Annotated in this window: 20 protein-coding genes and 2 pseudogenes; 13 read left to right on the plus strand and 9 right to left on the minus strand. The window is 70.2% G+C overall.

All coding sequences use genetic code 11. The features are described 5' to 3' along the window. The first annotated feature begins 93 nt into the window (after positions 1 to 93). Positions 94 to 1,218, plus strand: coding sequence for an amidohydrolase (locus tag LIV37_RS01225; RefSeq protein WP_276064848.1), 1,125 nt, complete (start codon positions 94 to 96; stop codon positions 1,216 to 1,218). Beyond that, entirely contained in the window at positions 1,215 to 2,345 is a 1,131-nt protein-coding gene (locus LIV37_RS01230) for a trans-sulfuration enzyme family protein (RefSeq protein WP_020865293.1), read from the plus strand. The genes LIV37_RS01225 and LIV37_RS01230 overlap by 4 nt, the downstream gene beginning before the upstream one ends. A gap of 212 nt (positions 2,346 to 2,557) precedes the next feature. Here LIV37_RS01230 and LIV37_RS01235 read toward each other — a convergent pair. After that, positions 2,558 to 4,531 (minus strand): annotated as a pseudogene (locus LIV37_RS01235) (heavy metal translocating P-type ATPase). Positions 4,532 to 4,624: 93 nt separating this feature from the next. Between LIV37_RS01235 and LIV37_RS01240 the strand changes: the two are divergent. After that, positions 4,625 to 5,035, plus strand: a complete 411-nt coding sequence (locus tag LIV37_RS01240; RefSeq protein WP_020865295.1) for an ArsR/SmtB family transcription factor — start codon at positions 4,625 to 4,627, stop codon at positions 5,033 to 5,035. A gap of 166 nt (positions 5,036 to 5,201) precedes the next feature. On the opposite strand, the gene LIV37_RS01245 is transcribed toward LIV37_RS01240, so the two are convergent. Then, positions 5,202 to 6,374, minus strand: a complete 1,173-nt coding sequence (locus tag LIV37_RS01245; RefSeq protein ID WP_121825956.1) for an epoxide hydrolase family protein — start codon at positions 6,372 to 6,374, stop codon at positions 5,202 to 5,204. A gap of 103 nt (positions 6,375 to 6,477) precedes the next feature. Between LIV37_RS01245 and LIV37_RS01250 the strand changes: the two genes are divergently transcribed. The 8 genes and pseudogenes from LIV37_RS01250 (at position 6,478) to LIV37_RS01285 (ending at position 12,440) form a co-directional block, all read left to right on the plus strand. Further along, entirely contained in the window at positions 6,478 to 7,053 is a 576-nt protein-coding gene (locus LIV37_RS01250; protein WP_121825955.1) for a CGNR zinc finger domain-containing protein, read from the plus strand. A 99-nt stretch (positions 7,054 to 7,152) separates the two neighbouring features. Continuing rightward, a complete protein-coding gene (locus tag LIV37_RS01255; protein WP_148717888.1) occupies positions 7,153 to 7,527 on the plus strand; it encodes a hypothetical protein in 375 nt (124 codons plus the stop codon). Positions 7,528 to 8,014: 487 nt separating this feature from the next. After that, positions 8,015 to 8,377 carry a hypothetical protein gene (locus tag LIV37_RS01260; RefSeq protein ID WP_208928417.1) on the plus strand — a complete coding sequence of 121 codons (363 nt, stop codon included), beginning with the start codon at positions 8,015 to 8,017 and terminating at the stop codon, positions 8,375 to 8,377. A 46-nt stretch (positions 8,378 to 8,423) separates the two neighbouring features. Then, positions 8,424 to 8,543: pseudogene (locus LIV37_RS52425) on the plus strand (proline racemase family protein); the annotation flags it as partial. 26 nt (positions 8,544 to 8,569) lie between these two features. Continuing rightward, positions 8,570 to 9,430 carry an ornithine cyclodeaminase family protein gene (locus LIV37_RS01270; protein ID WP_020865300.1) on the plus strand — a complete coding sequence of 287 codons (861 nt, stop codon included), beginning with the start codon at positions 8,570 to 8,572 and terminating at the stop codon, positions 9,428 to 9,430. A gap of 143 nt (positions 9,431 to 9,573) precedes the next feature. Then, positions 9,574 to 10,344: a MerR family transcriptional regulator gene (locus tag LIV37_RS01275; protein ID WP_243146429.1), complete on the plus strand. Its 771-nt coding sequence runs from the start codon at positions 9,574 to 9,576 to the stop codon at positions 10,342 to 10,344. A gap of 295 nt (positions 10,345 to 10,639) precedes the next feature. After that, positions 10,640 to 11,497: a MerR family transcriptional regulator gene (locus tag LIV37_RS01280; protein ID WP_020865302.1), complete on the plus strand. Its 858-nt coding sequence runs from the start codon at positions 10,640 to 10,642 to the stop codon at positions 11,495 to 11,497. Positions 11,498 to 12,128: 631 nt separating this feature from the next. Continuing rightward, positions 12,129 to 12,440 carry a hypothetical protein gene (locus tag LIV37_RS01285; protein WP_020865303.1) on the plus strand — a complete coding sequence of 104 codons (312 nt, stop codon included), beginning with the start codon at positions 12,129 to 12,131 and terminating at the stop codon, positions 12,438 to 12,440. Between the two features lie 298 nt (positions 12,441 to 12,738). Here the strand turns inward: LIV37_RS01285 and LIV37_RS01290 are convergent, their stop codons facing one another. The 4 genes from LIV37_RS01290 to LIV37_RS01305 form a co-directional block, all read right to left on the minus strand. After that, positions 12,739 to 13,332 carry a DinB family protein gene (locus LIV37_RS01290; RefSeq protein WP_020865304.1) on the minus strand — a complete coding sequence of 198 codons (594 nt, stop codon included), beginning with the start codon at positions 13,330 to 13,332 and terminating at the stop codon, positions 12,739 to 12,741. 113 nt (positions 13,333 to 13,445) lie between these two features. Continuing rightward, the gene (locus LIV37_RS01295) at positions 13,446 to 14,210 is read right to left on the minus strand and encodes an ABC transporter permease (protein WP_020865305.1); all 765 of its coding nucleotides are present in this window, start codon (positions 14,208 to 14,210) and stop codon (positions 13,446 to 13,448) included. After that, positions 14,210 to 15,994: an FAD-binding protein gene (locus LIV37_RS01300; protein ID WP_020865306.1), complete on the minus strand. Its 1,785-nt coding sequence runs from the start codon at positions 15,992 to 15,994 to the stop codon at positions 14,210 to 14,212. The genes LIV37_RS01295 and LIV37_RS01300 overlap by 1 nt, the downstream gene beginning before the upstream one ends. A 4-nt stretch (positions 15,995 to 15,998) precedes the next feature. Next, the gene (locus tag LIV37_RS01305) at positions 15,999 to 16,712 is read right to left on the minus strand and encodes a VIT1/CCC1 transporter family protein (protein ID WP_020865307.1); all 714 of its coding nucleotides are present in this window, start codon (positions 16,710 to 16,712) and stop codon (positions 15,999 to 16,001) included. Positions 16,713 to 16,974: 262 nt separating this feature from the next. Between LIV37_RS01305 and LIV37_RS01310 the strand changes: the two genes are divergently transcribed. Then, the gene (locus tag LIV37_RS01310; protein WP_020865308.1) at positions 16,975 to 18,660 is read left to right on the plus strand and encodes a M14 family metallopeptidase; all 1,686 of its coding nucleotides are present in this window, start codon (positions 16,975 to 16,977) and stop codon (positions 18,658 to 18,660) included. A 78-nt stretch (positions 18,661 to 18,738) separates the two neighbouring features. Here LIV37_RS01310 and LIV37_RS01315 read toward each other — a convergent pair whose 3' ends face one another. From LIV37_RS01315 to LIV37_RS01325, 3 genes are all read right to left on the minus strand, one after another. Then, entirely contained in the window at positions 18,739 to 20,247 is a 1,509-nt protein-coding gene (locus tag LIV37_RS01315; RefSeq protein WP_020865309.1) for an amidohydrolase, read from the minus strand. Continuing rightward, complete coding sequence (locus tag LIV37_RS01320; RefSeq protein WP_020865310.1) at positions 20,240 to 20,866, minus strand: FMN-binding negative transcriptional regulator; 627 nt, start codon at positions 20,864 to 20,866, stop codon at positions 20,240 to 20,242. The genes LIV37_RS01315 and LIV37_RS01320 overlap by 8 nt, the downstream gene beginning before the upstream one ends. Before the next feature lie 128 nt (positions 20,867 to 20,994). Beyond that, a complete protein-coding gene (locus tag LIV37_RS01325; RefSeq protein WP_020865311.1) occupies positions 20,995 to 22,644 on the minus strand; it encodes a PucR family transcriptional regulator in 1,650 nt (549 codons plus the stop codon). 237 nt (positions 22,645 to 22,881) lie between these two features. On the opposite strand from LIV37_RS01325, the gene LIV37_RS01330 reads away from it, so the two are divergent. Further along, positions 22,882 to 24,495, plus strand: coding sequence for a peptide ABC transporter substrate-binding protein (locus LIV37_RS01330; RefSeq protein WP_020865312.1), 1,614 nt, complete (start codon positions 22,882 to 22,884; stop codon positions 24,493 to 24,495). Positions 24,496 to 24,533: the final 38 nt, after the last annotated feature.

Here is a 24,533-nt window from a genome sequence, read left to right on the forward strand (position 1 = left end):
GGTCACCGGCCGCATCGAGTCGCTCACCCGCGAACTGACAACGCTGAGCCGCGAAATCCACGGGCTGGCCGAGCTCGGGTTCACCGAGCACCGATCCGTCGGAGCCATCGCCGATCTGGTCAGGGCGCACGGGATCGAGCCGCGGGTCGGCGGCTACGGCATGGAGACCTCGCTCGAGGCCAGTGCGGGGATCCTGGGGGTCCGCGGATCGCGATTCTCGCCGAGTACGACGCGCTGCCCGGCGTCGGGCACGGCTGCGGGCACAACGTCATCGGCGCGGCGGCGACCGGTGCGTTCCTCGGACTGCTCGATGTGGTCGCCGGAACGGGCGGGGCGGTCGTTCTGCTCGGCACACCGGCCGAGGAGAACGGTTCCGGCAAGGAGATTCTGGCGCGCGCCGGCGCGTTCGCGGGGATCGACGCCGCGATCATGCTCCATCCGGCCACTCACGACAGCGCCAACTTCGCCGCTCTCGGGTTGCGTTCGGTCGAGGCGGCCTACCACGGGGTCCCGGCCCACGCCTCGCATCAGCCCGAGGCCGGCCGTAACGCCCTCGACGCTGTCGTCGCCGCGTATCAGGGGATCGCCGCTCTGCGTCAGCACATGCCGCGGGCCGACCGAGTCCATGGAGTCATCACCGACGGTGGCCAGGTTGCGAATGTGGTACCCGCTCTGGCTTCGCTGAGGCTTCTGATCCGGTCCCCCGAAGTGGGGTCGCTGCTTGCCCTGAGCGAGCGGGTGCAGCGCGTTCTCGAAGGCGCCGCCATGATCACCGAGACAAGGCTTGACGCGGTCTGGGACCGGATCCAACCATGCCTGCCGGTCCGGAACAATGACGTACTCACAGGTCGCTTCAGCGCGCACATGACCGGCCGTGGGCGGACCTTCGGTACGGACCGCGGCGCGGCTCGGGGGTCGACCGACATGGGCAACATCAGTCTGCGCATCCCGTCGATCCATCCCACCGTGGCCATCGCGCCGCCGGAGATCGCCCTCCACACCGCCGCCTTCGCCGAGTACGCCGGCTCGGAACCGGGCGACCGGGCCGTGGTCGACGGGGCGATCGCCCTGGCCCTGACCGCGCTCGACTTCCTCACCGATGCCGAGCTTCGGGAACGCAGCCGTGCCGAGTTCGAGGCGGCCGGCGGGGTTGTGGACGTACCGGCTCTGCTCACACCCCCGGCGGACGGCCGGAGAGATCGGAAGGGTAGTGAATGAACCACGACGACCGCGGTCTCGCGACCAGGTTGGTGCATGGCCGCGGACCGAACCCGCTGGGAGCGGTCGCTACCCCGGTATTCGACACCGCGTCGTTCGCCATGGCGGACATGGCCGCGCACCGGCGCACCGTCGAGGCTCCCTCGGTACACGACTACTACTCCCGGGTCCACAACCCGACCGTCGCAGCGCTCGAGTCGACACTGGCGTCGATCGAGTCGGCACCGCGCGCGCTGGCCTTCACTTCGGGGATGGCGGCGATCACGACGGCCATGCTCGCCCTGGGCCGCCGTGGGGGCCACTTCATCGCGTCCGACCAGTTGTTCGTCAACAGCAGGGAATGGCTGGCACACGACCTTCCGGACTTCGGATGTGAGGTGACGTTCGTCGACCTGACGAACCTGAAGGCGCTGGACGCCGCGTTCCGCCCCGCCACCCGCGCGGTGTTCTTCGAGGAGTTCACCAATCCGCTGCTCGATGTGCTCGACATCGAGGCGATCGTCGCGATCGCGCATGATCACGACGCACTCGCGGTGGTGGACAACACCTTCGCCACCCCCGTGCTGTTCCGGCCGCTGGAGCTCGGCGCCGACATTGTGATCCACAGCGCGACGAAGTACCTGGCCGGGCACGGCCGGGTACTGGCCGGTGCGCTGGCCGGCAGCGGGCCGGTCATGGACTCGATAGCCCTGCTGCGGCGGCGGCTTGGGACGATCATAACCCCGCACAACGCGGCCGCCGTCATCGAGGGGTTGAGCACGCTCGAACTGCGAGTCGACCGGGCCAGTGCGACCGCGCTGCGACTGGCCGAACTCGCCGATGCCCATGGGGCGACCAGCACGGTCAACTATCCGGGGCTGCCGGGCGCCCCGGGACACGAACTCGCGTACCGGCTGACGGGAGGGCACCGCTTCGGTGGGATGCTCTCGTTCACGCTGCGCAGGCCCGCCCGCAAGGCCGTGGTCTACGACGCCTTCACGCAGTTCGTGCGGGCCACCAGCCTCGGTGACGTGGTGAGCCTGGTGGATTCGGTGGAGGATCCCGATGTGCTGCGCCTGTCCGTCGGTGTCGAGAGTCCCGACGACCTGCTCACCGACCTGGAGAAGGCGCTCAACGCGGCCTTATGAGAAGGGCGGTGTCAAGCCGGGCAACGTGCCCGGCCTCCGCCCTCCGGGTGGTCGCGGCTCCGGAGCTGCCAGGGGGCGTTGTACAGATCAGCGCCTCCGCCGCGATCGCCTCCAGCGCGGCAGCGACCGCGGCGCGGGCCACCCCCTGCCCGCGGTGCCGGGAGGCGGTGAAGACGCAGCCGATCCGGGGGCGGCACGGCGGGGACGTCCACTCACGCGGTGTCCTCGGTCAGCCGGGGCCAGGCGGCCTCGCGCAGCAGGCGCAGGCCGTTGAGGCCGACGATGACCGTGGAGCCCTCATGTCCGGCGACGCCCAGGGGCAGAGGGAGGGTGCCGATCAGGTCCCAGGCCACCAGGACGGTGATGAACGCCCCGGCGATGGCCAGGTTCTGGACGACCAGGCGGCGCGCGGTGCGTGAGAGCCGCACGACGGACGGGACAGTGGCGAGTTCGTCTCGGACCACGACAGCGTCGGCGGTCTCCAGAGCAAGGTCGGAGCCGGCCTTGCCCATGGCGATCCCCACGTGTGCGGCGGCTATCGCAGGCGCGTCGTTGACGCCGTCGCCGACGACCAGCGCCCGTCGCCCCTGGGTCTCCCACTCCTTGACGGCGGCCAGCTTGTCCTGGGGCAGCAGCCCGGCGCGGATCTCAGTGATGCCGACCTCGGCGGCCAGACGCCGGGCCGCACGCTCGTTGTCGCCGGTCAGCAGCACCGGGGCGCGGCCGGTCAACCGGGTGAGGGCAGCGACCGTGGCCGCCGCGTCCGGCCGCAGCCGGTCGGCGATGCCCAGCACCCCTACCGGCGTGCCGTCGCGGAATACGGCGACCGCGGTGCGCCCGGCCTCCTCCAGGCGGGCCACGACCTTCCGAGGTGGCTCGTGGGCGGCGCCGTTCAGCAGGCGGGCGGGCGAGCCGACCGTGACGGTGTGTCCGTCGACCTCGGCGGTGACGCCCTGCCCGGGGCTGGAGGTGAAGTCGTCCGCATCGGCCAGGGGCAGGCCGCGTTCGCCGGCGGCGGTGACCACGGCGCGGGCGAGCGGGTGCTCACTCGGGTGCTCGGTGGAAGCAGCCAGCCGCAGAAGGGCGCTCTCGTCCACGTCGCTGCCGGGAAGCGGGCACAGGTCGGTGACGTAGGGGGTGCCTTCGGTGAGGGTGCCGGTCTTGTCCAGGGCGACGATGTCGATCTGCCCGAGGCGCTCCATGATGACGGAGGACTTGGCGAGCACCCCGCGGCGGCCGGCGTTGGCGATGGCGGACAGCAGCGGCGGCATGGTGGAGAGCACCACCGCGCACGGCGAGGCCACGATCATGAACGTCATCGCCCGCAGCAGCGCGGAGGAGAGCGTGTCGCCGAAGGCGAAGGGGACGGCGAAGACGGCGAGGGTGGCGATGACCATGCCGATCGAGTAGCGCTGCTCGATCTTCTCGATGAGCAGCTGGGTGGGAGCCTTGGTCGCAGAGGCTTCCTCAACCATCTTCACGATCCGGGCGATCACCGAATCCGACGGGTCCCGCTCGACCCGTACGCGCAGCGCGCCGGTGCCGTTGACGGTGCCGGCGAACACCTCGTCCCCCGCCTGCTTGGCCACGGGCAGGGGCTCGCCGGTGATGGTGGCCTGGTCGACGTCGCTCGTCCCGTCGAGGACCTGGCCGTCGGCGCAGATGCGCTCCCCGGGCCGGATCAGGATGGTGTCCCCGACCGCGAGGTGCTTGGTGGCGACGTTCTCCTCGGTGCCATCCGGCAGGAGGCGGGTGGCGGTGGTGGGGCGACGTCGAGCAGGCCGCGCACGGAGTCGGTGGTGCGGGCGGTGGCGACGGCTTCCAGGGCACCGGAGGTGGCGAAGATGACGATCAGCAGCGCCCCGTCGAGGAGCTGCCCGATCGCGGCGGCTCCGAGGGCGGCGGCGACCATCAGCAGGTCAACGTCCAGCGTCTTGTCCTTCAGCGCCTTCAGGCCCTCCCAGCCCGGCTCCCAGCCACCGGTCAGGTAGGTCGCGGCGAACAGCGTCCCCACAGCCACGCCGGACCGTCCAGCAGGTAGACGGGCAGAGCGAGCAGGAACAGCACCAGGGCCGCGAGCGCCCACTGTGCCTCCGGCAGCGCAAGGACACGCGTGCGACGCCGGGGCGGGGTCGCACGGGGGCGCCGACGGGCGGCGCGGACCGCTGTTCCAAGACAGCAGACATGACAAAGCAACCCTTCTCGGGCGGGTGAGGGCAACACCTCCACCATACAGGAATATATGAACAGGTCTTCAAGTGTCATCAGTATGATGGGGCATGGGTCACGGACGCGTCACCACCAGCAGCGCCAACAGCGGCGCCAGCAGCGGCGCCACCACCCGCGAACGCCTCGACGCGGTCGGTACCGCCGACGTCGCCGCCACCCTCCAGGCCCTGACCACCCCCTCCCGGCTGTATATCCTGGCCCGGCTCCAGGAGGGGCCCTGCTCGGTCGGCGATCTCGCCGAGGCCGTGGGCATGGAAACCTCCGCCTGCTCACACCAGCTGCGGCTGCTGCGCAATCTCGGACTGGTCACCGGCGAACGACAGGGCCGCTCGATCGTCTACTCCCTCTACGACAACCACGTCGCGGAACTCCTCGACCAAGCCCTCTACCACGTCGAACACCTGCGCCTGGGCGTTCCGGACCTTCCGGCGGAACGGCCCGAGCCGATCTCTGCGGACTGAGCAGCGACCGGGGTTCATCGCGTGTCCAGGCCAACCGGCAGACCCGCCAGCCAGGTTGGCGGTCCACTTCATCGCCGCGGCCCTGTGTAGCCTGCTGACGAGCGGGGCATCTCGGATCGCCTTGAGCCGGATCAGGCGGCGATCGAGTACCGGCGCCCAGCCGCGTTCACCGATTAGCGGCCAGCACCGCCGCGAGGCCCTCTTGCAGATCTTTGACGAAATACTCGGGAACCTCCAGCGCCGGGAAATGTCCTCCGCTTTCGGGCAACCTCCATCGGACGATCTGCCGGTACCGCTCTTGCGCCCAGGGGCGCGGACACTTCTCGACGTCGCGGGGATACATACTGATTGCCGACGGGACATCCACCCGAAGTTCGGGGTCGAGCGAGTTGTGGCTTTCGTAGTAAATGCGGGCCGACGATGCTCCGGTCCGCGTCAGCCAATACAGGGTGACGTCGTCAAGAATTCTGTCTCTGGAAATCGTCTCGAACGGGCTGTCTTCGGTGTCCGACCACTCGGCGAACTTGTCGAGGATCCAGGCGAGAAGCCCGACCGGTGAGTCGACGAGCGAGTAGCCGATGGTCTGCGGCCGGGTCGCCTGCTGCTTCGCGTACGCCGCGCGGTGGCGCCAGAAATCGCGGGTTTCCTCGGCCCATTCGCGCTCGACCGCCGTCAGCCCGTCCGTTGTCAGCCCGGGCGGTCCCTCCGCGAACGTTGTGTGGATGCCGAGAACGTGCGCCGGGAACCTGCCGCCGAGAACCGTGGTGATATTGCCTCCCCAGTCGCCGCCGTGGGCCACGAACTTGCCGTAGCCGAGCCTTCCCATCAGTTCCACCCATGCGGCCGCGATCTTTTCGGTTCCCCACCCGGTGGTGGCCGGCTTGTCGCTGTAGCCAAAGCCTGGCAGCGACGGGACCACGACGTGGAACGCCGGTGCGTCTGCGTCTTTCGGATCTGCCAGCTCGTCGACTACATCGATGAACCGAGCAATGCTGTCCGGCCAGCCGTGCGTCAAGATCAGAGGAGTGGCATCCGCGCGCGCGGATCGGCGGTGCAGGAAGTGGATTCCCAGATCATCAATGGTCGTGCGGAACTGGCCGACACGGTTGAGGCGCTCTTCGAACGACCGCCAGTCGTACCCGGTGCGCCAGTAGTTCACGACATCGACGAGGTCGGCGAGCGGAACGCCCTGTTCCCATCGGCGAGGGTCGGGCGCGGCGCGATAGACCGTCTCAGCCTCCGGAAGTCGCGCCGCGGCCAGTCGCGCGCGCAGATCGTCGAGGTCAGCGTCAGTCGCGTGGGCTTCAAATGCTTGCACGTCACTGGTTGGACGGGGCATGAGACCTCCTGGCCATCGTGGAACCGGCTACGGTCCATCGCGAACCGGCTAAGGCGGTTCTAGCAGCCTTCCGAGCCACGCCGCAACCCGCTAAGGTGGTTCCATGCGCGCTGGGTTCCCTGACTTCCGCCTCGGTAATGTGCTGGCGACCAGCTTCACGGGGACGCTGTCGGAGCGGCACGGCAACGCCGTGGAGCGCATTCCCGCGCCGCACCGACTCATCGACTGGCTGGCAGTGAACGGCCTCGCCGTGGACTCCTGCACCACTGCCCAGCTCGACCTCGCTCGGGAACTGAGGGAGTCGATTCACGCCGCCGCGACAGCGGCCGCGCTCCAGGTCGCCCTCCCCGCATCTGCTGTCCAAGTCATCAATGACCGCAGCGCTCAGGGCCGGGCCTCGTCGATCCTGACGCCCGAGGGTAAGCGGCGATGGCGGCTCAGCTCGGCTTCCAGCGTGGAAGATGCCCTCGGCGTGATAGCCGCCGACGCGATTAGCATCATCGCAGGCGAACGAGACGGAAAATTGGCCTTGTGCGCATCACCAACCTGCCAAGCCGCCTTCTTCGACACCAGCCAAAGTCGCACTCGCAAATGGTGTGACATGAACACGTGTGGGAATCGTCAGAAGAAAGCGCGCTTCAATGCCAATCAGCGCAAAAGCTCCAGATCAGCGGAGTGATCGTTACCTCGGTACAGCCAGGTGGGCCCCCTCGGGGTCAGGCGGCCTCTGCCGCTGGTCCGGGACCGGTCCCGGACCAGCGGCGATATCGTCCGCGGAATGACTTCCGATGCAAGGCGTAGACCCCCCAAGCCGGTCGCCGCGGCAATCGTCTTTTACGCACTGTTTGCTGCCGCCATTTTGATCTTGGCTATAGGTATCGCGATCGCGGGCGGCGGCTGGCTGGCACTGCTTGGCCTCGTCGCGCTCCTGCCGGGCTCGGTGGCTCTCGGGCTACGGCAAGGCAACCGCGGCGCCCGGGTTATAGCGATCACGTTCGGTTTCCCGTCCATTGTGATCTCGATCGTGATGATCCTTCTCCTTGCGGTGCCGGAGTCGTCCCGGGCTTGGTTCACCCCCGACGAGGAGGATGAGCAATTCGTCGATGAGGACGGCGACGAGAGGGATGAAGAGAGGATGGTTGGCCGAGGATGAAGCCGTAATTGCTTTAGATGTCTGTTTGCGATCCCGGTGCTGATCACAGATGCACAAGCGTGTGGGAGGGGACGAAGAACGTGGGCCGATGCCAATGTGTGAAGGCGGGGATCTCGCTCCTTGGCGGTGCCGCGCGGGCCGGGTGCAGAGTGCTTCTCTCGTGTATCACTGTCGCCGCGCTGGTTGCCGTCTTGGGCTGCGAGAAATCAGGCGATGGAAAGGCGGATTCCGCTCCATCTGCCCCTCCGTCGACGCAGCTCGAAACGCCGGAACCGACTACGTCGTCGAGTTCGGAGGCCTCCGGCACCACGAGCGACACGGACGAGGAACGGTGGTGCTACGACGGCGTACCGTACAACCCGAAGAGTCCGCCATACTCCGGCAAGGGCCCGCACTCGGCAACCGTCGCCCGGGTCGTCTCCCATGACCCACGCGTGCAGACCCTGGCCCCACCCGCGCCCAACCTGCCGTCGGGTGGGAACCTCATGTGAACGGTGACAGCTTCGGCAAAGTCGATCGCTCGCGAGTGCAACTTGTCATCTGTATGTTCATGCCGACTGCGAAGGCAGGTGAAGCCGGGATGAACGCTGTTCCCGTCGGAGAGTGTGAACTCACGGACAGTTCAGACGTCCCCGTAACGCTTGAGGTTGTCCCGGCGTCCTACGATTTCGTGGTGTACGAGGCCAGGACCGGGAAAAAGGTCGATGAGTTCAGCCTCGACGGGGCAGCCTCCGCTGAAGCCTCGTGTCCCGGCGTCACATTCAGTGACGGAATCAGCCCGATCGGCCAGGCCGTGAAGGACGATGCTTTGGCTGCTCGTGTGCGATCGCTTGTCGAGGACACGGTCTGACGAAGGCGTGTCCTCGTACCACGGGCGCTCACACCCGGAGAACACAACGGCCCTTGCCTCGCTCCCGGCCGTCGTCACTACGATCACTGGTCGTGCGTGGTTGACCGGAACCGCGCAGTTCTTCCTCGATCCGGAGGATCCGTTCCCGGAGGGCTGCTACCTGTGATCCCTGTTCTGGAAGGCGCCCCGCCCATGGCGGCCGCCATCGATGTCCTGCGCAAGAGCCTGCTCGACGGGCTGGACCCGGAGGCGGGGCCGCCCCGCTCCGTCGTCCCGGTGCCACACGGCCAGCTCCTGCTCATGCCCGCGCACTGGGGGAGCTACGCCGGGGTGAAAATGGTGACCGCGGCACCGGGCAACGCGGCCCGTGGCCTCCCCCGCGTTCAGGGCAACTACCTGCTCCTGGACGGCGAGAGCCTCACACCGCTGGCCCTGCTGGACGGGATCGCCCTCACCTCCGTACGCACCGCCGCCGTGTCGGCGGTGGCCGCCGACGCGCTGGCCGGGCCGGATGCGAGCCGACTCGTCCTGTTCGGAACAGGACCGCAGGCCCGGTCCCATCTGGAGGCCCTCAGCTGCATCCGACCGATCCAGGACGTCGTGGTCATCGGCCGGAACGCCGACCGTGCCCGCGCTTTCGCGGCCGAGGTCGGGGCGCGGACCGGCACCGTGGACGACATCGCGCACGCCGATATCGTCGCGTGCTGCACGACGGCACGCACCCCGTTGTTCGACGGCGCCCTGCTGCCGACATCGGCGACCATCGTCGCCGTCGGCTCGCACGAGCCCGACGCCCGGGAGGTCGACGAAACCGCGGTAGCCCGCTCCACAGTGATCGTCGAAGCGGTCTCGGCCGCGCTGCGCGAAGCCGGCGACGTGATCCAGGCGGTCCAGGCCGGCGCCATCGACCCCGGCGAGCTGGTGGGCCTGGCCGATGTCGTGTCGGGCGGGCACGAGATCCCCCCGGACCGACCGCGCTTCTTCAAGAGCGTAGGCATGGCCTGGGAAGACCTGGTACTCGCCGCGGCCCACTTCGAGGCAGCCAGGACATGAACTGGCCCTCCTGGCCGGGCATGCAAGGGAGCGGGAAGGAAATGCTCTGTCGAACTCAGCTTTATTGCCGCAGAGCAACAACCGGTGTGGTCCGTGGCGAGACCGCTTGAACCGCACGCGGTGTGAGGATGCATCGTGGCTCCATGACCACTTCTGCAACCTGGAAAGTAGGCCGACTCGCGGAGGCCAGCGGACTGACCGTGCGCACGCTGCACCGCTGGGACACCATCCGCCTGCTCAGCCCCTCACAGCGCACCACAGGAGGGCACAGGGAATACACCGAGGAAGACCTCGTCCGTCTCTATCAGGTGCTGGCGCTGCGGAGTCTGGGCCTGGCCCTGGACACCATCGCCGTCTGTCTCGATGCCGGCGTCGACCCGACGCGGCTGGTCCGGGACCACTTGGCGGGGGTGGAGGCGTCCATCACCGCGCTCGGTGTCCTGCGGGAGCGGCTCGTACGGCTCGGCGAGGAGCTGTCGGCCGACCACCGGGCCCCGGCGGCCACGGCCCTGCTCGACGCGCTGCGGGCGATCGGCGGCACCGGCCCGGAGGGCGAGAACACGCTGGGCCGCCACCTGGATGCCGATCAGGTCGAACTTCTGCGCATTCGCGCGGCCGCCCTGGGACCCGCGATGCATTACCTGCTCGAAGTCGGGTGGCCCGAGTTGTACCGCAGGGCCGAACGGCTTCGAGCGGCTGGAACTCCTGCCACCGATCAGAAGGTCCGTCGCCTGGTGGCCCGCATGGATGAGCTGAGCGTGTTGTTCACCGGCGGTGATGCCGGTATCTCCGCTGGTGTGAGGGGTGCCTGGCATGACGATCCAGCCGCCGTGTCGGGAAACCCCGGCGCTCCGGCCGACGACTGGCGCGACCTGGCCGAGTACCTGGACCGCGCTCGCCACAGCCCCGCCTGAGTGGAGCTCGGCCCGGACTGGCCCACATGATCCACGAGATCGCGCGTTCGACCACGCACTGGTCGGACAGCCCAGAGGGACGCTGCCGCCCTGTTGGCACTCGTTGGTTGAATTCCCCACCCCTGCTCTGTTCCCAAGTCTGCTCATCCGGGACGTTTTCTCCGCCCGTGCAGCGGTCCGTACGGCCTCGATGGCGCGGGAGCGCGGGGCCGCGCCTACGGCAGCGGGGTTTGCATATGTCGTAGCGGCATGTGGTCCAGTAGACGGCGAGTACGACATTGAGAGGTTCCCTCGCATGCCCCTTCCTGCGATTCCCCGCCGGGTCAAGATCGGCGATGCCGCCGCGTTCGCCGGGACCACACCCCGCGCCATCCGCCACTACCACGCCATCGGGCTCCTCGCGGAGCCGGAACGCGGCAGTGATGACCGCCGCCGGTACGGATACGACGACATGATCCGCCTCCTGTGGATCCGCAAGATGGCTGATGCGGGTATCTCCCTGGACGACATCCGGGCCGGCTTTGAGGGCGCCACCGGCATCGAGCAGTCCCTGGCCCGGCTGGAGGAGTCCCTCGCCTCCAAGGCGGCCGCCATCGAAGCCCAGCGGGCCGCCGTGCACCGCCTCCGCGCGGTGGGCAGCCCCCTGGGCCTGCTCTCACCGCTGGTCAGCGACCGCTTGCATGAACTGGCGCCCGGAGCCCCGCGCTCGACCGACCTCGATACCCTCCTGGTCACGGAGCGTGTCTTCGGCCCCCTGGGCGCCGCCGTCCAGGCCAACCGGTTCATCGTCCTGGCCACCCACCCCGAGCTGCGGGCCGAGGAGGACCGCCTGGCCGAGGCCGAGACGGCCCTGGACGACACCATGTCACCCGGCGACCCGCGCATCGAAGAACTGGCCGCCCAGCGGTGTGCTCATGAGACCGCCCTGGCAGCCACCATCGACAGATCCGGCCTGGACGAGGCCCTCGACGACCTCCTGGACCAGGAGGACGAGCACACCGGCGAGGAGGAGGGCGAGGCGAGGATGAGCGCGATGGAGGCCATCGGCAAGATGCCGTACGACTTCTCCCCGGCCCGCGTCCGGTACGAGGAACGTGTCATCGAACTGCTTCACTCGGCCGGTCAGGCCGACGACACCCCACGGGCCTGCTGACAGGCGTCGGTGCACGGGGCGAGCCCGACAAGAGCAGCCCGGAATGGTCCAGCACGAACGTAGCCACGGTGCCCCCGGCGGCCGTTGGGCACTGTGTGAAGCGAGCCGAAGAGCACGCCGAGGGCACGACCACGTCCTGGCCCACCTGCGCGCCGCCGGTCTTGGCGCCCTCGCAGAAGGTCGGTACGCCGACGCGGAGCCCGGGTGGCAGGCCGGAGTCGGGTGGACGCTTGCACGCTGCGGTGGATCGAGAACATCGCGAGCCAGCTGGCCGGAGACAGGCCGTAGCCGGATATTGCGGCCGACGAACCGACCGCTGACCTGCCGTGGTCGGGGCGTCGGCCCTGCGCACCGCCAGCCGCCGAACGAGCCAGGCCGAGGCCGCGGCGCACCGCACTGAGTGCATTCGATGCGCACCGATGGTGCGGCGCATCGTTATCCCGTCGGCGGGTGCGCGGCCGTGCCGTACGAGGCATGGACGGTGCGGTGCGCGGTGCGCAGGCGGTCGGTGAGACGGCCCGGTCGTGGCGCAGCGGGACACGCGGGATGTCGCACTCCCCTGGCTCCAGGACCCAGCGCCGTGCTGTACCGCACTCTCAGACGATCCGCGGGAATCGGGAGGATCGACTCGATGAACATGACTCGCAAGCTCGCACTCCCAGCGCTGGGCATCGCCTTGGCCCTCGGCGGGACGACCGCCGCGCCGGCCACCGCGCAGACCGCCCAACCGGCCCGCGCCCACAGTTCCGGTGCACCGGCCGCGACCCTGCGACAGCCCGCCGCACAGGCGCGGTGCAGCGTGTGGAAGGACCATGCGGGACCCGTCGGCGCAGGCCGCGCGCACGCCAAATGCCCGGGTTGGTACGTCCGGGTCAAGGCCTACTGCGACAACGGGAGCATCAGCACCAGCGCATGGCTCAAGGGCTATGCCAAGGCCGAGTGACCCGCGCCGTTGACGTTGACATGATCAAGCACCGGACGCGGAAGCGATAGCCCGCCAGCATGATCGTCGTCACCCGCCGCAGTGTGCGAACGCTGCCGTCCTCGGCGGCCGCCGGCGCGGAGCCGGCGTCGCCGGGTGCGGGCGGCAGGACTGCGGGGTGCGCACGTTCGCGCCCGGCACCTCGTGTTGGCCGCCGCGATCAGCTTCGGCGCGTTCCAGCGCAGTGCGCGTACGCGCCGGGCGGCCGGGTCCCAGCGGGTGACGGCACCGTTGAGCTGCCAAAGCCCCGCGCACGACCTCAGCTCTGCTTGGCCTGAGCCTCCTTGGCAGACGCCTCCAGTCGGTTCCAGTAATCCCGGTACCACGCCTCGTCGCCGCCATCCATGTTGTTGTTGCCCTCCCGCATGCCGACCTTGCCGTCGATCAGTTCGCGGACGATGTCGGCGTGGCCGGCGTGCCGGTTCGTCTCGGCCGTCATGTGCAGCATGATCCGCTGAAGCGTCACGTCTCCGCTGTCGCCCCACCATGCGACGTGGCCCATCGCGTCGAGCGGTAGCGCCCCGATCGTCGCATCCGCGTGCGTCCAGGCGCGGTGGTAGAGGCCGAGAACATCCTCGCGCGACTCGTAGGCGGTCGCCCACATGTCCGAGTTGGGCTCGGCGCCCTCCTCGTGCCAGGGGAGGGATTCGTTGTGCGGGCGGCCGAAAGTCGGGCCGAAGTACCCGAGCTCGACGCTGGCGAGGTGCTTGACGAGGCCGAGGAGGTTGGTGCCGGTCGGCGTCAGGGGGCGGCGGATGTCGTACTCGGACAGTCCATCCAGCTTCCAGATGATGGCTTCGCGTGCTGCTTTGAGATAGCGGTGCAGGTCGTCTTTGGGATCATTGGGCTTCATGGGGCCGAGTCTCGCACCACCTGCCGACAGCGGTCATGTGAGTTTGCCGGCCACCCAGGAAGCACCAGTCGGCGGCTGGGCCGTCTGCACCGCGGACCGGCTGTCCCGAGAACTCACACCGGGGCCATCGCAGTGATCCGTCCCCGCGCGACCAGCTCCAAAGTGGCCCAGACCGCGATGGACTGCACGGCCAGCAGTGCGACGAGGACGAACAGTTGGACCGCGCCCGCCTCGACAGGTGAGGATCCGCTGAGCAGCATGCCGACATAGGCACCGGGGAGAGTGACAAGACCGACGGTGCGGGTCTGGTCGAGGCCGGGAATCAGCGCGTCGGAGGCCGCTGGGCGGGCGATCTCCAGGCGGGCGTCGCGGTCCAGGAAGCCCAGGGCGAGGGCTGCCTCCACCTCTCCTCGGCGGGCGGTGAGTTCCTCAAGGGCGCGGCGTCCGGCGAGGATCGTCGCGGTGAGCGCTCCGCCGGTGAGGATGCCGGCCACCGGAATCAGCGCGATGCCTTTCGACGGCAGCAATCCGGTGAGAAGGAGCGGGGCGAGGACAGGAAGCACACCACACGCGATCGGCGCCGCCGCCCAACGCCAGCTGGGATGGCGGGTGATGCGGTGGCCCGCGGTCCACGCGGCAACGGAGAGCATCAGGACGACGAAGCCGAGCGTCAGCGGCAGGACATGCACGACCGCACCGACGACCAGGGAGACCACAGCGAGTTGCAGCGCGGCGCGTGCCCCGGCAATGGCGATCTCCTTCGCATAGCGCCGGGTGCCGCGGGCATCGCCGAAGTCCGCCCGTGCGGCGATGGCGACAGCGGCGGCGAGGAGTGCCGCCATGACGACGGCGAGGGTCGCGTTGACGGGCAGTAGCATCAGCGCCGCCTCTCGGCGATGGCGCGGGTCAGGGCGCGGACGGCGTCCCTCCAGTCGGCGATCAGGCCGATGTCGCACTGATCGAAGACCGGCGCGTCGGGATCGTGGTTGATCGCGACGACGGTGTGGGCGCGCGCCACCCCGATCAGGTGATCGCGGCTTCCTGAGATACCGATGGCGAGGTAGAGACGCGGAGCTATGGAGCGTCCGGTGATGCCGACCTGCCGGTCGTGCGCCTGCATTCCGGCGTCCGTGACCTTGCGGGTCGCGGCGAACTCCGCATCCAACAGGTCGCGCAGTTCGTCGAGTTCGGCATAGCCCTCCTTGGGGACGCCCGCGCCGACGCCGATCACCACGTGGGCCCGTTCGACGGCGTCGTGGTCGCCGCGTGGGACGCGGTGCAGCACGCGCACGGCCGGTTCGTCCGCGACGTCCAAGGTGCGGTGTGTGATGCCGCGGGCGGCGCGGGGGGCGGGCAGCGGCAGGCAGCCGGTGTGCACCGTGGCGATCCGGGTGTGTCCGACGGCGGTGATGTCGGCGAGGGCGGAGCCCGTGGGTTTGGTGCCGATCAAAAGCGTCGACTCGGCCGTCTCCTGTGTGCGCAGGGAGGTCAGGTCGCTCATCAACCCGCCGTCGAGGCGCACTGCCAGGCGAGCCAGGACTTCACGATCCCAGGCGGTGGAGCCGGACAGTACCGCCCACGGTGGTTCCGGCCGGGACGCGGCCCAGTCCGCGAGCGCGCGGGCCAGCGAACGAGGTCCGCTGTCGGTGAAGACGAGGGCGTCGTCCGCCCCGGCCGCCGAAAGGTGGGCGAGGTCGGCATGCGGGCCGGCGACGACGACATGGCCGTCCATCCGCACCGCGATTCCGGCCGCGGCCCCGAGCAGGGCGCGGGCTCCGACGGACCGCGGCGCACCGATGACCGCGAGGATGAGGGGCCCGCTGAGCCGGGGCGGGCCCGGCGGAAGTGCTGAAGCGGGAGCGACATCGAGCCGGGCGGCGCGCTGGTCGATCAGCTCCAGGACATGCCCGGCGTCGTCCGGGTCACCGGTGAGGAGCTCGGGCCGTCGGCCCTGCCGGATCGTGTGCACTGCGAGGACGGTGGTCGGGCTGGCGGCGGCCGCCCGCGCCCCGGGCAGCTCGGCCAGGGACAGGGTCGTGACGGCGGCGGGAGGCGGCCAGTTTTCGGGCGCTGCCTTCGCGGCGGCACATGAGCGCTCGGCGACGGAGATGACGGCCGGCAGCTCGGCCTCGACCTCCTCGACGGCATCCTCGCGTTGCAGGACGGCGACGAGTCGACGCGTGCCACCCGCCATGCGCAGGCCGACGTCGAGGACGGGGCCGATGAACGGCAGGCCGAGCAGTTCGGCGGTCATGGGGCCGATCGCGCTGGTGGATCCGTCAGTGCTGCTGCGTCCGGCGACGACGAGGTCGGCCGCGCCCTGGGTGCGTACCGCCGCGGCGAGCGCGTGCGCGGTGACGAGGCAGTCGGCGCCTGCCAGGGCGGGATCGCTCACATGCAGCCCGTCGTCGGCACCGCAGGCGATGGCCTCTCGCAGGACGTCCACGGCGCGCGGTGGTCCGAGCGTGACGGCCGTGACACGGCCGCCGCCGGCGCGGCCCAGTTCGATGGCGCGGGTCACCGCGCGCCGGCACCAGGCGTTCATCTCGGCGGGCAGACTCGTCCGGTCGATGCGCCGCCGGCTGTCGAGGGCCGGTGAGCTGTCGTACGGCGGAACCTGTTTGACCAGTACGGCGATGCGCAAGGGCTGCTCGTCGGCCATGGCGCTACGCAACGCCCGTGCCGACGATCAGGCCGACGCCGAAGGTCACCGCCGCGGACAGGCTGCCGAGAATGAGCTGGCGGCCGCCGCCGAACCAGGCGGGTCGGGCTGTGAGGCGGGCGATGAGGCCGCCGGCGAGCAGCAGGCCCGCGGCGCTCGCCAGCAGGGCGGGCAGGATCGCGGTCGCGCCGAAGAGGAAGGGCAGGAGCGGGATGAGCGCGCCGATGGCGAAGGCCAGGAAAGACGATCCGGCCGCCGTCCATGGGGAGGGCAGGTCGTCGGGGTCGACGCCGAGCTCTTCGCGGACGTGCACGCGCCAGGCCACTTCCGGGTCCGCGCTCAGCTCCCGCGCCACTTCGGCCGCGAGGGTGGGCCGTACGCCCTTCGCTTCGTAGATCATCGCGAGTTCGCGCAGCTCGTCCTCGGGGTGCCGCTCCAGTTCGCGGCGCTCCTTGGAGATCTCGGACTGGGTGAGCTCGTTCTGCGAGGAGACGGAGGTGTACTCGCCGGTCGCCATCGAGCAGGCCCCGGCGACCAGGCCCGCGAGTCCGGTCAGGACCACGGACGAGCCCGTCGCGCCGCCGCCCACCACACCCGCGACGAGGGCGAAGTTGGAGACGAGTCCGTCCATCACGCCGAAGGCCGCCGGCCGCAGCCAGCCACCGTTCACGTCCCGGTGGGCGTGGTGCAGTTCGGCCGCGGAGGTGCCGGCGGTCATTGCCATGGATTGTCCAATCTCGTTGAGCAAGTGCCCATTCCCCATACCGGGAGAGCTCAATTAGGTAAGGTTTACTTTTCTTGCCGCTTCCGTTCTCTCGGCAAAGACCGTAGAGTTGCCGGGCCATGGCGGGATTGGTGGTGACCGAAAAGTCGGGACCCGAAGGTTGGGCTCCTCGACAAAGCGTTCGGCGCACGCGACACAAACACTGGTGTCCCTTTCCGGAACACGAAATCGCCGTGCGACTGCGAGGACTCCCATCATGATCCGGCCACTGACATACGACAGCTTTCCCACCCACGACGCCCTCACCGAGCTGCTCAGATCGTGGGCGAATGACCGACCGCACCTGATGCTCCTGGAGAGCCTCGGTCCTTCCCTGGAGGGCCGGGACATCTGGCTGGCGACACTGACGAATACGGCGACGGGCCCCGCCCGCGACAAGCCGGCATTCTTCGTGGAGGCCGGGATCCACGCCGCTGAATGGGCCGGCGGATTCGCGGCCCTGCATCTCGTGCACCGATTGCTCGCCGCGTACGGAACCGACGAGCGGGTGACCCGGCTGCTCGACACCCGGGCGCTGTACGTGGTGCCGCGCCTGAATCCCGACGGTGCCGAGCACGTGATGTCCGAGGGCCGCTACATACGCTCCAGCATGCGGGCCCACCCACCTCGTGGGGAGCAGCCGGGATTGCGGTTGCGGGACGTCGACGGGGACGGGCGGGTGCTGTTCATGCGCCTGCCCGATCAGGACGGGCCGTGGAAGGCGCATCCGGCGGAGCCGCGGCTGCTGGTGCGGCGCGAGCCGGACGAGGTCGGCGGCACCTACTTCCGGCTCTTCCTCGAGGGCGAGATCGAGGACTACCGCGGCGATGTCGTGCCGGTGGCCGACCCGGTGGAAGGCATCGACCTGGGACAGAACCTGCCGACGGACTGGGCCGCCGCGGACCGGATCCCGGACAACGCGGGTCCCTACGCGGGGTCCGAACCGGAGACCCGGGCGGTTCTGGAGGCCGTGACCGGGCGTCCGAACATCACCGGCTTCGTCACCTGCCACACCTTCGGCGGACTGCACCTGCGCCCACCGCTCAACAGCGGCGAGCAACTGCCGTACGCGGACCGGCGGGTGTACGACACCGTCGGCGCGAAGGCCGCCGAGCTGACCGGCTACGACGTCATGTCGTTCCAGGACCTCAAGTACGATCCCGACGTCCCGTTCCGCGGCGGCCAACTCGGCTGGTACTACGACCAGTTGGGCATCTTCGCGTGGATCACGGAATTCTGGAGCCCGCAGCGCGCCGCGGGCATCGAGTCCTACCACCCCTCGCGCTGGCTCCTGGACCATCCCGTCGAGGACGACCTGCGGCTGATCGAGTGGAGCGACAAGGAGCTGGAGGGGCGGGGCTTCGTCGACTGGTACCCCTTCGAGCACCCGCAGTTGGGCCCGGTCGAACTGGGCGGCTGGGACATGATCAACTACTGGTACAACCCGCCGCTGCACCGGGTGGAGGCGGAGGTCGCCCCGCACACCGACTGGATCGTCTTCCAGGCCCTGTGCTCGCCGCGCCTGGACGTGCGCACGGTGTCGGCGACCGAGGAAGCACCCGGCGTGCACCGGATCCGTGCGGTCGTTCGCAACAGCGGCTGGCTTCCCACGTACGTGACGCGGCAGGCGCTGCGCCGCGGGGTGGCGGGTACGGCGACGGCATCCCTGGAGCTCCCCCCGGAGGCGCGTCTGCTGACTGGTGAGGCGACTGTCCGGCTGGGCCAGCTGGAGGGCCGCAGCGGGGCGTTGTCGACGACCACATGGTGGGGGCACGACCCCGGAACGCCCGATCTCGCGGCGGCGGAATGGGTCGTGTCCGCTCCCGCCGGGACGACCGTGACGGTCCACGCCCGGCATCCGAGGGCCGGGGCGGCCACGGTCGACGTCCGTCTGGGCGCCTGACCACGGCTCTCGCGAAAGAGGGGTGACGGATCACTGCCGTCACCCCTCTTCTTCGCGCTCTCCCGCTCCAAGCGCGGCTCAGTCGGCGCGATACGTCCAGCGCCCGCCGAGCAGCGTGCCGAAGACCGGCATGGCGGCCAGTTCGTGCGGTGCGAGGTCTCCGGGGTCCTCCTCGGTGAGGACGAGGTCGGCCCGGTCGCCGATCCGGACCGCGTCCCGCCCCGCGGCGGCCGCGGTCAACGCCGCGTCCAGTCCGATCGCCTGCTCCGGATGCCAGGGTTCACGGCCGCTCTCCGCACCGCGGTGCACAGCGGCCGCGATCCCCCGCCATGGGTCCAGGGGAGCTACGGGCGCGTCCGAACCGATGCGCAAGGTCGCCCCGGCCGCGAGGAGATCGGCGTAGGCGTAGGCCCGATCGGTGCGGCCACGCCAGTGACGGTCGGCGATGTCCCGGTCGTCCGGGGCGTGGGCGGGCTGAACCCCTAGGACGAGGCCGGGGCGAGCGAAGCGGGGCAGGTCGGCCCGGTCGACGAGTTGGGCGTGCTCGATGCTGCCGCGCGCGCCCACCCGTTCGAAGGCGTCCAGTGCGATGGTGTTGGCGCGGTCCCCGATCGCGTGCACCGCGCTGTGCAGTCCGTGCGCGGCGGCTCGCGCCATCAGTTTCTCGAGGTCGGCGGGAGGGGTCTGCAGAATTCCGCGGGAGTGGCCGTCGGGGCCGGCACCCGGGTACGGCTCGTGGCACAGCGCCGTCCTGGTGTTGAGGGAGCCGTCGACGAACACTTTGACCGGGCCGACGGTCACGAGGCCGTCGGTGCCGGGCAGCGGATCGCCGGTGCGCAGACCGGCGGCGATCGTCCGCTCCAGGTACTCGGGGTAGACGGCGCCCGTGACCCGTACCGGGAGCCGCCCGTGGCCCGGGCGCCGCGCCCAGTCCCCGAGGTTGTCGGCGTATTCGAAGTCGAGGAGATGGGTGACGCCGCGGGCGGCGGCGGCCCGCAGCGAGTCCGCCACCCACGCGTCGATCACTTCCTCGCCAACCTGCCCGAGGCGGGCCACGGCGTCCAGAGCGTCGTGCTCCCGCAGCACCCCCGTGGCGTGCCCGGCCCGGCCCAGGCGGGCGAGCGCGGCCCGGCTCAGCCAGGCGGTGTGCAGGTCATTGCTGACCAGAGCGACGGCCCGCTCCCCCGCCCAGGCCAGCAGATCGCGGTGCGGCTCATCGCTCCACAGGCCGTCGCGGAAGCCGAATCCGATGAGTGGTTCGTCCGGCCGCCCGGCCGCGCCGCCCGCGGCACGGGCCATCTCCTGCGCCGCCGCCCGCGCCGACGTCGCCGCGGACAGGTCCACGCGGCGCCGCGCGCTGGCCCATTGCACACTGTGGACATGGGCGTCGGACAACCCTGGCAACAGGGTGCGACCGTGGGCGTCGAGAACGCTGTCGGCGCCGTCGGGCGGCACATCGGGGGTGACGGCCGTGATGCGGCCGCCGGTGATCGTGACACTGCCGCGCGGGCCCCGCGCGCCGAGTCGCACATCGCGCAGCAGCAGCGTCCGGCGGCGTGTGACGGTGCCGCTCAGTGCCTCAGACACGGGCGACCATCACCTTCCGCATGGCATCGGCCAGTTCGGGGTTGCGGTGCGGGTCGTCACCGGCGAGGGCCGCCACCACCCGCTCCACCGTCTCGCGAGGCTTGTCCTGGCTGAGCTTGTGCTTGCCGACGACACGGGTGGGCTCGAGCCGGAATCCGGTCGTGTGCGGGGCGATGGACTGTGCGTAATCGGCCACCGTGTCCAGACTCCACGGTCTCGGCCTGGTCCCTTCGAAGTGGTCGACCGTGCGCCGCAGTACGTCGAATGTGGCGTCGGCGCCGAGAACCGTGGGGTGTCCGTGCAGGTGGGCGACGACGAAGTTCCAGGTCGGAACGTACGGGCCGGTGCCGTAGATGCTGGGCGAGACATAGCCGTGCGGGCCCTGCACGACAAGCACCGCGTCGTGTTCGCCGAGCCGGTGCGTCTCGGCGTCGGCGCGGGCCAGATGCCCGACCACCGCGATGCCGGATCCCGTCTCCGGCTCGTCGACCAGTACGGGCAGGTGGGACACGACGGGCGCGGCCCCGTCCGCCGTGATCAGGGTCGCCCATCCGTGCCCGGCGATCAGCTGTTTCAGCTGCTCCGGGTCGGTCAGGGCGAAGAGTTCTTGTTCGAGCATGGAGTCCCCACGGGTCGGCTGACGCTGTCGTGCCGACGGTAGGTCGCGGCCCCTGCTCGTACTTCGTGCGCGGCGAGCATTTGCGACCCAGGAGTTTGTCGGCGCGCACACACCTCGCTCGCGGCCCGCTATGTTCTGGTGCTGAGGTCGTGCAGGCGCAGTTGCAGCCAGGTGGCGAGTCGGGTGTCCGGGTCGTCGAGGTCCAGGCCGAACAGTTTCTGGATCCGGCGGACGCGGTACCGCAGCGTGTTCTCGTGCACGGAAAGCCGGGCCGCCGCGGGCACGGCCTCGCCGAACGCGTCGAGATAGGCGAGCAGCGACTCGGTGTACGTGGACGCGGTACGGGCGTCGTGCGCGATGATGCGCTGCACCGGTCCCGGCGCCAAGTCCGTTGCCGGGGAGCCTCGTTCGAGGAGTTCGAGGAGCGTGACGCGGCTGCGCACCTCCTCCAGGGCGGCGACCCGCGGGGAGTCGGGGTCGGCGGCCAGGGCGCGCAGCACCCGGTCGGCCGTGCGACGGCAGGCGGGGACATGGTCGAGGACGTCGCCGGTCATACTGACACCGCCGTGCAGGGTGAGTCCCGTACTGCGCCGGACCGTGTCGCAGACGTTCTCGGCGAACTTCACCGCGCGTTCGAGCACTCCCGCGTCCGCGCGCACCGGCAGCAGCGCGTACACGGTGCCGCCCGCGGCGACGCACAGCGCCTGGGGGTGCCAGGCCTCGCAGTACAGATTGACCAGGTCGACGGTGCGGGCTCCGGCGAGGCCGGGGGTGTCCTCCGGTGTCGCCTGCGCGAATGCGACGACGACAGTGCGGGCGTCGGTGGCGAGGCCGAGCTGGGCGGCGGCCGTGTGCCCGCCCACGCCGCCGTCGAGGAGCGCGGCGAGCACCTCCGCGCGCCGCCAACGGTCAGGGTCGCGGTGGGTACGGGCGCGCAGCAGGTGCAGCGCGGTGACCTTGGCGGCCTCCACGATCGCGGCCGCCGCGCCCTCGCCCAGCGCCGGGGCGCCGTCCAACGCCCACAGGAGGCCGAGGAGTTGAGATCCCGCGCGGACGGCTATCGCGAGCCGGTCGGTGTGGTCGGGCTCCGGTATGTCGAACCATACGGGGCCGTCGGCGCGGATCACACGCTGGTACTCGTCGCTGTTGCCGGGGCGGTGCGGAGTGAGCCGGCCGAGGATCGCCTTGCGCCGGATGTCGTCGATCTCCTGGTGCGGCAGGCTGGAGTGGGCGAGGACGTGGCCGTGCGGATCCTCGATGGTGATGGCCCCGCCGACCTGGTAGGCGATCACATTGGCCAGGGCGAACAGGTCGCCCATGCCGACGGACGCGTAGGAATCGGCGGACGGCTCGACCGCTCCGGTGGCGGCGGTGGCGAGCGCGTCGAAGTGCCGCCACGGCATGTCGTCGGGGATGGTGCACAGCGCGACGCCCGCCTCCTGCGCCACAGCTGCGGCTGCCGCCAGGTCGGCCCCGCGGGCCTTGAGGACGACGGCGCAGTAGCCCGCCTGACCCGCTTGTCTGATGGCCTCCAGGGTTCCATCGTCCACGGCGCCGCCGGCCAGCAGGAGCAACCCGTCCGGTTGCGGCGGCACCGGTTCGTAGAGCCCCTGGACGACGGGCTGCCCGACCAGCACCTCGTCACCGCGCGGGATGCACACGCTGTCCAGGACGAGCGGGCCGAGCGTCTCGCGCAGGCGGCGCAGGGTGATGCGATCGGAGTCCTGGAGAGCCAACGGTCCGGTGGCCGGAAACGATCGTTCGGGGTAGCTCGGCATTGCGTCATCGTAGCCACAGCACGCGCTCTCGCCTCAAGATCACATGGGCATCGCCCCGCTCGATCATCAGCATATTTCATGACTTGATCTGTGGCGTGAGGGCGTATGCGTCCTCGGGGTCGACGCCGTGTGGAGGCCGACAAACACTCCGGGGCGTTTTTGCGCCACCCGACGATGTCGGGCCCTTCGCGGTGCGGGACTCTCGGGACCCGCAACCCGACAGCCTCGGAGGTAGCCGTGTTCCCTGTGCTCAGACGCCGCAAGGGGGTGCGGGCCGCGGCGGCCGGTGCCGCCCTGTCCGTGCTCGCGGCGCTCACCGGCTGCGGCACGGACGGCGTCGGCCGGGCGGCGCCGGGTCCGGACGGCGGCTCCTTCAGCGTCGGTGTCCCTTCGTGGTACGTAGCGCACCTCACGCCCGGCCGGGCCGGCAAGAGTTCCGTCGCCGACGCGATCTGGACGCCGCTCACCCGGGTCGACGCCCGGGGGCGGGCCGTCGGCGCGGTGGCTCGATCCGTACGCTCCCCCGACCTCCGGCACTGGACCATCGAGCTGCGCCACGGCTGGACGTTCCACAACGGCGAGCCGGTCACCGCCCGGTCGTTCGCCGACGCCTGGAACGCCGCCGCCTACGGCCCCAACGCGATGCCCTACGGGTATCTGTTCTCCGACATCCAGGGGTACACCGACCTCAACCCTCTCAAGGGAAAGCCGAAGCGCACGACCTTGTCCGGGGTACGCGCCGTCGATGCCCACACCCTGAAGGTGACGCTGTCCCGGCCGCTGTCCGTCTTCCCCTACACCCTCGCCAGTACGGTGTTCGCACCGATGCCGAGGACCGCGTTCAAGGACCTGGCCGGCTTCGACCGGCTGCCGATCGGCAACGGCCCCTACGAGGTCGCCGCGCCCGGCATCAAGCCCGGCGTGCAGCAGCTCACCTTGCGGCGGTACGACGGCTACGCGGGCCCCGAAGGCAGCGCGGCCCGCATCACGGTGAAGTCCTACCAGGACGACGCCACCGCGTTCACCAGTTTCCGGTCCGGAGCGGTCGACGTGGCCCTGGCCTCGGGCAACCGGCTGGCGCAGGCGCGCCGCGCCGACGCGGACGACGTGGCGCTGTCGACCGCCGGCGGCCTCGTCTACCTCGGATTCCCGCTGTGGGACAAGCGATTCGGGGACCGGCGGGTGCGGCAGGCGTTCTCCCTGGCGATCAACCGCCGCGCCGTCACACGCTCGTTGCTCCAGGGCCTGGCCTCGCCCGCCGCCGGTATCGCGCCGGGCACGGTGACCGGGGGCGGACAACGGGCCTGCGCCGACTGCCGCTACGACCCCGGCCGGGCCAGAAGGCTGCTGGCCGAGGCCGGCGGCTGGCACGGCCGCCTCACGCTGTGGACGCAGGCGGACCCGGCCATGCAGACGGTCCTGGAAGCGGTCCTCAACCAGCTGCGCACGAATCTCGGCATCACCTCGATCACCCTCAAGGCACAGCCCACCGACCAGCTCTATCCGAACCTGTCCGCGCACAAGGCCGACGGCCCGTTCCTGCTCTACATGGGCGCCTCCTACCCCGCGCTCTACGCCCAGGCGCAGCAACTGTTCGCCACGGGCTCGGGCACCAACACCACCGGCTACCGGAGCAGTAGGTTCACCTCGCTCCTCGATCGCGCGGCGGCCGCCCACACCACGCCCCGTATCACCACCCTCACCCGTCGCGCCGAACGCACCGCCCTCGACGACCTTCCGCTGGCACCCCTCTACCACCCCGTGACCGGCGCCGTACACGGGCCCGCTCTCGCGGGGGTGCATCTCGACTTCCTCGGCGACGTGCGGCTCGCCCGTATCTCGGTTCGCTGAACCCGCTCGTCTCCCCCTGTAGCTGAAGGAAGGAACGG

The sequence above is a fragment of the Streptomyces rapamycinicus NRRL 5491 genome (assembly GCF_024298965.1).
GTDB classification, from domain to species: Bacteria; Actinomycetota; Actinomycetes; order Streptomycetales; family Streptomycetaceae; genus Streptomyces; species Streptomyces rapamycinicus.

Excerpts from the sequence above, each read along its gene's own strand:
- LIV37_RS01240 (WP_020865295.1), top strand. The coding sequence starts at position 4,625 with ATGGGTCACGGACGCGTCACCACCAGCAGCGCCAACAGCGGCGCCAGC.
- LIV37_RS01270 (WP_020865300.1), top strand. The coding sequence starts at position 8,570 with ATGGCGGCCGCCATCGATGTCCTGCGCAAGAGCCTGCTCGACGGGCTG.
- LIV37_RS01250 (WP_121825955.1), top strand. The coding sequence starts at position 6,478 with ATGCGCGCTGGGTTCCCTGACTTCCGCCTCGGTAATGTGCTGGCGACC.
- LIV37_RS01290 (WP_020865304.1), bottom strand. The coding sequence starts at position 13,332 with ATGAAGCCCAATGATCCCAAAGACGACCTGCACCGCTATCTCAAAGCA.
- LIV37_RS01310 (WP_020865308.1), top strand. The coding sequence starts at position 16,975 with ATGATCCGGCCACTGACATACGACAGCTTTCCCACCCACGACGCCCTC.
- LIV37_RS01285 (WP_020865303.1), top strand. The coding sequence starts at position 12,129 with ATGAACATGACTCGCAAGCTCGCACTCCCAGCGCTGGGCATCGCCTTG.
- LIV37_RS01245 (WP_121825956.1), bottom strand. The coding sequence starts at position 6,374 with ATGCCCCGTCCAACCAGTGACGTGCAAGCATTTGAAGCCCACGCGACT.
- LIV37_RS01325 (WP_020865311.1), bottom strand. The coding sequence starts at position 22,644 with ATGCCGAGCTACCCCGAACGATCGTTTCCGGCCACCGGACCGTTGGCT.
- LIV37_RS01275 (WP_243146429.1), top strand. The coding sequence starts at position 9,574 with ATGACCACTTCTGCAACCTGGAAAGTAGGCCGACTCGCGGAGGCCAGC.
- LIV37_RS01230 (WP_020865293.1), top strand. The coding sequence starts at position 1,215 with ATGAACCACGACGACCGCGGTCTCGCGACCAGGTTGGTGCATGGCCGC.
- LIV37_RS01295 (WP_020865305.1), bottom strand. The coding sequence starts at position 14,210 with ATGCTACTGCCCGTCAACGCGACCCTCGCCGTCGTCATGGCGGCACTC.
- LIV37_RS01255 (WP_148717888.1), top strand. The coding sequence starts at position 7,153 with ATGACTTCCGATGCAAGGCGTAGACCCCCCAAGCCGGTCGCCGCGGCA.
- LIV37_RS01320 (WP_020865310.1), bottom strand. The coding sequence starts at position 20,866 with ATGCTCGAACAAGAACTCTTCGCCCTGACCGACCCGGAGCAGCTGAAA.
- LIV37_RS01305 (WP_020865307.1), bottom strand. The coding sequence starts at position 16,712 with ATGACCGCCGGCACCTCCGCGGCCGAACTGCACCACGCCCACCGGGAC.
- LIV37_RS01280 (WP_020865302.1), top strand. The coding sequence starts at position 10,640 with ATGCCCCTTCCTGCGATTCCCCGCCGGGTCAAGATCGGCGATGCCGCC.
- LIV37_RS01300 (WP_020865306.1), bottom strand. The coding sequence starts at position 15,994 with ATGGCCGACGAGCAGCCCTTGCGCATCGCCGTACTGGTCAAACAGGTT.